General features: G+C 67.0%; 3 protein-coding genes. All 3 read right to left on the reverse strand.

Features of this window, described 5'->3' with window-relative positions; translation table 11 throughout:
* On the reverse strand, window positions 1-2954 hold a 2954-nt coding region (locus tag G3N93_RS32485; RefSeq protein ID WP_206134798.1), incomplete at its 3' end, for an autotransporter-associated beta strand repeat-containing protein.
* A gap of 598 nt (window positions 2955-3552) precedes the next feature.
* Window positions 3553-4212, reverse strand: coding sequence for a YdcF family protein (locus G3N93_RS32490; protein WP_174936852.1), 660 nt, complete (start codon window positions 4210-4212; stop codon window positions 3553-3555).
* A 230-nt stretch (window positions 4213-4442) separates the two neighbouring features.
* Window positions 4443-5483: a rod shape-determining protein gene (locus G3N93_RS32495; protein WP_174936850.1), complete on the reverse strand. Its 1041-nt coding sequence runs from the start codon at window positions 5481-5483 to the stop codon at window positions 4443-4445.
* Window positions 5484-5894 lie beyond the last annotated feature (411 nt).

The raw sequence follows: 5894 nt of genomic DNA on the forward strand, positions 1-5894 counted from the left end.
CCGTGCGCCGGTGGGCTGCCGCCCGCGCCCACCGCCAGCGTGCCCGCGTTGATCGTCGTGCCGCCCGTGTAGGTGTTCGCGCCATTCAGCGTCGTGGTCGCCGGGCCATTCTTCACGAGACCGCCCGCGCCGGAAATGCCGCCGCTCAACGCGAGCGCATTGCTGCCACCCAGCGTCAGCGTCGAACCGTTGCCGAGATTGACCGCGTTGGCGACTGACACGCTCGTGTTGGTGTCGAGCGTCGCGGTGCCTGCGACGTTCACCGTGCCGCTGCCGAGCGCACCGTTGTTGCCGAGCACGACGCTGCTGCCGCTGTTCAGGTTGGTGCCGCCCGAGTAGGTGCTCGCGCCATTCAGCGTCTGCGTGCCGGTGCCGGCCAGCGTGAGGCCGCCGGTGCCGCCGATCACGCCGCTGAAGGTGCCGCTGGCGGTCCCGCCCAGTGTCAGTCCGTTGCCGCCGAGGTTCACGGCCGAGCCGGCGACACCCGACAGCGCGCCGATCGACTGCGCATTGGTCGCGGCACTCACGTCGAGCGTCGCGCCCGCGCCGGCCAGGTTCACCGCGCCGGTCGCCGCGAGGCTGCCGCCCCCGCTGATCGCGAGCGTGCCCGCATTGACCGTCGTGCCGCCCGTGTAGGTGTTCACGGCCGTCAACGTCGTCGTCGCCGCACCGTCCTTCACGAGACCGCCCGCGCCAGTGATGCCGCCGTTCAGCGTGAGGCCGTTGCTGCCGCCCAGTGTCAGCGTCGAACCGGTAGCGAGGTTGACTGCGTTGTTGACCGACAGGTTCGTGCTCGTATCGAGCGTCGCCGCGCCGCCGACGGTCAGCGCGCCGGTGCCGAGCGCCGCGTTGTTGCCGAGCACGAGGCCGCCGGCATTCAACGTCGTGCCGCCGGTGTAGTTGTTTGCGCCGGACAGCGTCACGGTCGCCGCGCCGTTCTTCACGAGACCGCCGCCGCCCGAGACCGTGCCGCTCAGTCCGAGATTGGTGCTGCCGCCGAACGTCAGCGTCGTGCCGGTGGCGACGTTGACATTGTTCGCAAGCGACACGTTGGTGGTCGCATCGAGCGTCGCCGGACCGTTGACGTTCACAGCGCCGCTGCCGAGCGACGTATTGCTGCCGACGACGAGGTTGCCGCCGTTCAGGTTCGTGCCGCCCGTGTAGGTGTTCGCGCCGGACAGCGTCTGCGTACCGGTGCCCGCCAGCGTGACGCCGCCCGTGCCGCCGATCGAGCCGGCGTACGTCGCATTGCCGCTGCCGCTCAGCGTCAGCGAATTGCCGCCGAGGTTCACGTTCGTGCCGGCCGAGCCCGCCAGCGCGCCGACCGTCTGCGTGCCCGATGCGTTGCTCATGTCGAACGTCGCGCCCGCGCCGGTCAGGTTCACCGTGCCGGACGCCGCCAGGCTCCCGCCCGCGCCCAGCGCGAGCGTGCCGCTGTTGATCGTCGTGTCGCCGGTGTAGGTGTTCGCGCCGCTCAGCGTCAGCGTCGCCGCGCCGTTCTTCACGAGGCCGCCGTTGCCGTTGATGCTGCCGGCCAGCCCGAGATTGTTGCTGCCGCCGACCGTCAGCGTCGTGCCTGTGGCGAGATTGACGGTGTTGTTGAGCGTCGTGTTCGTACTCGAATCGAGCGTGGCCGAGCCGTTGACGTTCAGCGCGCCGGTGCCGAGCGACGCGTTGTTGCCGACGACGATGCCGCCCGCGTTCAGGTTCGTGCCGCCCGTGTAGTTGTTCGCGCCGGACAGCGTCAGCGTGCCGCTGTCGTTCTTCGTCAGCGCGCCGCCGCCCGACACCGTGCCCGACAGCGTGAGCCCGGTCGCGCCCTGCACCGTCAGCCCGCCCGCGTTGAGCGTCACGTCGTTGCTGACGTTGAGCCCGGCGGTACCTGCCTGCAGCGCGCCGCCGGTGGCCGTGATGGTGCCGGTGCCGAGCGACGCGTTGTTGTTGATGATCGCGGTGCCGCCCGCCAGCGTCGCGTCCTGCGCGGTCGACGCACCGTTGATCGTCCAGTTGCCGCTCTGGACGTTCAGGTGATTGAAGTTGATGTAGTTGTTGGCCGCGATCGTGCCGTTCGCACCGGCCCCCTGCTGCAGCTTGAGCGTGTTGTCGCCGCCCGCGCCGCCATCGACCGTGCCCGTCGCCGCGACACCGAGCGTGACCGGGCCGACCGTGATGTTGAGCGCGCCCCCGGTGCCGCCCGCCGTGTTGACCGACGAGCCCGTCACCGCGGTGAACGAGTTCGTGCTGTTCGCGCCCATCGACACGCTGCCGTTGATCGTGCCCGAGTTGACGAACGAGTTGCCCGCCCCCGGCGTACCGTTCGTACCGAGCGACACACGCCCCGTGATCGTCCCGCTGTTCGTCATGTTGACCGTGGCGCCGCCGTATGCGGCGACCACAGGCGCATCCGCGCCGGTGAGGGTCGCGCCGACCAGCGGGTTCGAGCCGATCGTGCCGGTGTTGTTGATCGTCGACGTGCCGCCGGTGCCGTTCTGGACCGACAGCGCCATGCCCGTCACGCCGCTGATCGCGACCCCGGTCGAGCCGTTCATCGTGCCGTTGTTGATGACGGTGGTGCCGGCGCTCGCCGCCGAGTTGCCGATCACCGTGCCGCTCGACAGCACGCCGAGCCCGGTGCCGAGCGCCGACGGGTCGATCGTGCCGTTGTTGGTCAGCTGGGTATTGTTGCCCGTCAGCGACATTGCGGTGCCACCGACGCCGAGCAGCACGCCAACGCTCGCGCCGGCGTTGACGGTCGCATGGATATTGTTCGCGCTGTTCGAGTAGTTCGGCGCCAGCGGGTTGGCGACCCCGGAACAGGTCACCGTGGTGCCAGCCGTGGAACAGGTCGCATAGGCGGGCACGATACCGGCGCCGGACAGCGCCAGAAAAACACCCGTCGGCAACAGCAATTTCGGAAATGGCTCGCCGGCTTTTTTCGAACGCGCAAGATTCATGCTTTCCCTCGTTATTGGCTCGTTATTGGAATGGGCATTACCGTGAAACGAAACGATCGACCGCAGAAAATCTGCGGACAAAAGCGTGCACTCCGGCTGTCGCGATGCGACGTCGGCTAATTCATGGACGAATCTTTATTTGGCCCTGAAAGGCAGGCGTGAAACTAGTCGAATGACATGTCGGTGGCCCCTGTTTTTCTGCAGCGATTTTCTGGTTGATTTGATTACCGCCCGGCTTTTTGTCAGACAAGGCTATATCAAAAGAACAGGCTTTGCCAGTCGATCTTTTCCCTTTCAGATCAGGGTGCAGCAAGCGCGCATTTTTTACTTATCGGAGCGCTTCAGACAGGTAACTTCGCATGCCGTTTGTCATCCCATTTGATATTTCTCAAAAATCAATGGAATCGATACATCCGTGAAAACACTGATATCAGTGCGATTATCGTCGCCGTTTGTTGCAACGCAAGATATATACCGCGGGAAAATATCGAAACCAGATAATCCGTGCGCCGCCATTCGTCAGACAAAAGAAACATGTCTGGCATTTACCCGACCCTTTCGATGTCCATCGTGCATCGAGCGAAAGGCCCGCACCTCGTTACGAAAACAGGCTCATCAGATAAAGCATCGGCCGGAACGAAACCGGCCGTGCATCGGGATTCACCCACAGCCGCACCGCATACACCGCGTACGCCGGCACTTCGCGCCAGCTCGAATAGACATCGCGCAACTGGAAGCGGCGCGGATACGCGGCGGAGATGTCCGCCCGCGCGATGCCGACGCGCTCGAACGCGAGGCGCGCCCGTGCGAGGTGGTAATACTGGCTGACGATCAGCACGCGCGACTGGCGGTGCGCCTGCAGGTATGCGAGGGTGTGCTGCGCAGTCGCGAGCGTGTTGTCGCCCTGGTCGTCGACGGTGATCCGGTCGGCCGGCACGCCACGCGCCACGAGATAGTCGCGCATCGCGGTCGCCTCGTTCAGCCCGGGGCCGTCGATCGCGCCGCTGACGAGGAACGCCGGGCACTGCCCCGTGCGGTAGCAGCGCACGCCCACGTCGAGCCTGGCGGCGAGCACGGGCTTCGGCGCACCGGCCTCGTCGAGCGCGTTGCCGAAGATCACGGCGACGTCGGCCGGCTCGCTCGGCATCCGCATCCCGTACGCGACGAGCGCAACGGCCGCGACGATCCAGAGGCAAGCGACGGCGGCCAGCAGGCGGCCCATGCGGGCCAACAAGCCCCGTTTGGTGTGGTTTTTCAAGGTTTTCGGTCTCTCAGGTCGTCGGGCGTAGCGGCATGCCCGGCCCCGGACGGGCGCGTAACGCTAGCACGGTGCGCGTTCGGGTGTCCACGCGACGGACCGATGCCGGACGGCAGCCGGCCTTCCGGCAAGGCAACCGGAGCAGCGTGCCCGGCAAAGCAGGGACGCAATATGGAGATCGAAAGAGTGTGAATGGCCGCGCCGAGATGCACGGCCCGGCACGACGCGGGTCAGTCGACCTGGCACATCGTGAGCCGCCCCATCGCCTCGCCTGCGCCGCGCACCGCGCAGGTGGCCGGCTCGTCGGCGATCCGGGCGACGAGCCCCGTCTCGTCGTACAGCAGGCGTTCGAAATCCGCGAGCAGCGCGCCGCCGCCCGTCAGCACCACGCCGCGATTCGCGATGTCGGTCACGAGCTCGGCCGGCGCGTTCTCCAGCACCGACTTCACCGCGCCGATCACCTGCTTGAGCGGCGCGACCAGCGCGTCCGCCACATCGTGGTTGGACAGCTCGATCGAGCGCGGCAGGCCGTCGCCGACACCCCGCCCGACCGCGCGCGTCGACCTGCGCGGCACCGCGGTGGTGGCCGAGCCGATCGTCTGCTTGACGTGCTCGGCCGTCTGCTCGCCGAGCAGCACGCCATACAGGTTGCGCACATGGTTGACGATCGCCGCGTCGAACTGGTTGCCGCCCACGCGAATCGCCTCGCGGTAGACGATGCCGCCGAGCGCGATGACCGCGACTTCGGTCGTCCCGCCGCCGATATCGACGACCATCGAGCCGACCGGCTCGGTCACCGGCAGGCCCGCGCCGAGCCCGGCCGCCAGCGATTCCTCGATCAGTTCGACCTCCGATACACCCGCGGCGAACGCAGCCTCGCGGAGCGCGCGGCGCTCGACGGCGGTGGCGTCGGACGGCACGCACAACGTGACCTCGACGCGGCGGCCGAAGCGCGAACGCGTGCGCGACATGTCGATGAAGCTGCGGATCATCTGCTCGGCCGCGTGCGCGTCGGCGATCACGCCGTGCCGCATCGGCCGCACGGCTTCGAGATGCCCCGGTTCGCGGCCGAGCAGCGCCTTCGCGAGCTCGCCGACGGCCTCGAGCGTCGGCCGCGCGTCGGTCGCCCCGGCACCGGCCTTGCGGAAGCAGACGACCGACGGCTGGTTCAGCACCACACCGCGTTCGTGCGTATAAATCCGCGTACTCGCCGTTCCAGGGTCGATCGCAACGGGTTGCGCAAACAACTTTCCGAACAGCGGTGTCGACATATCAAACCTTTGTAATCGAACGGACCAGGGCAGCCGCGCCACATTTTAGCGGCGCGTCCATGCCGCCCCATCACGAACTTAGCGGCAAATCGTTCCGATACTTTAGGCAATTCCGATGATTTTTTCGCGACTGAATTGTCAAAAAATGCCGTTCCGGACGCATCTGGCTACGCAACAGCCTCTCGCATTACGCCTGTAAAACACGGTAATCTCTCGGTCTTGCCTGCTCCCGGCAGGCCTCAGACGCCCGATCACGCCAGGTATTTCCACCATGACAGCGACCGTTTCCTTCCGCTGGGCGCGGGTGCGCCCGCTTTGCACGACGCTCGTCGCCTTCTGGTGCTGCACGGTCGGCGCGCAACCGCTGCCGGCCGCCGAATCCACCGCCGCGGTCACCGCCGCCGCCCCGGT

Origin of the sequence: Burkholderia sp. Se-20378, from assembly GCF_017104665.1 — a bacterium.
Lineage (GTDB): Bacteria > Pseudomonadota > Gammaproteobacteria > Burkholderiales > Burkholderiaceae > Burkholderia > Burkholderia lata.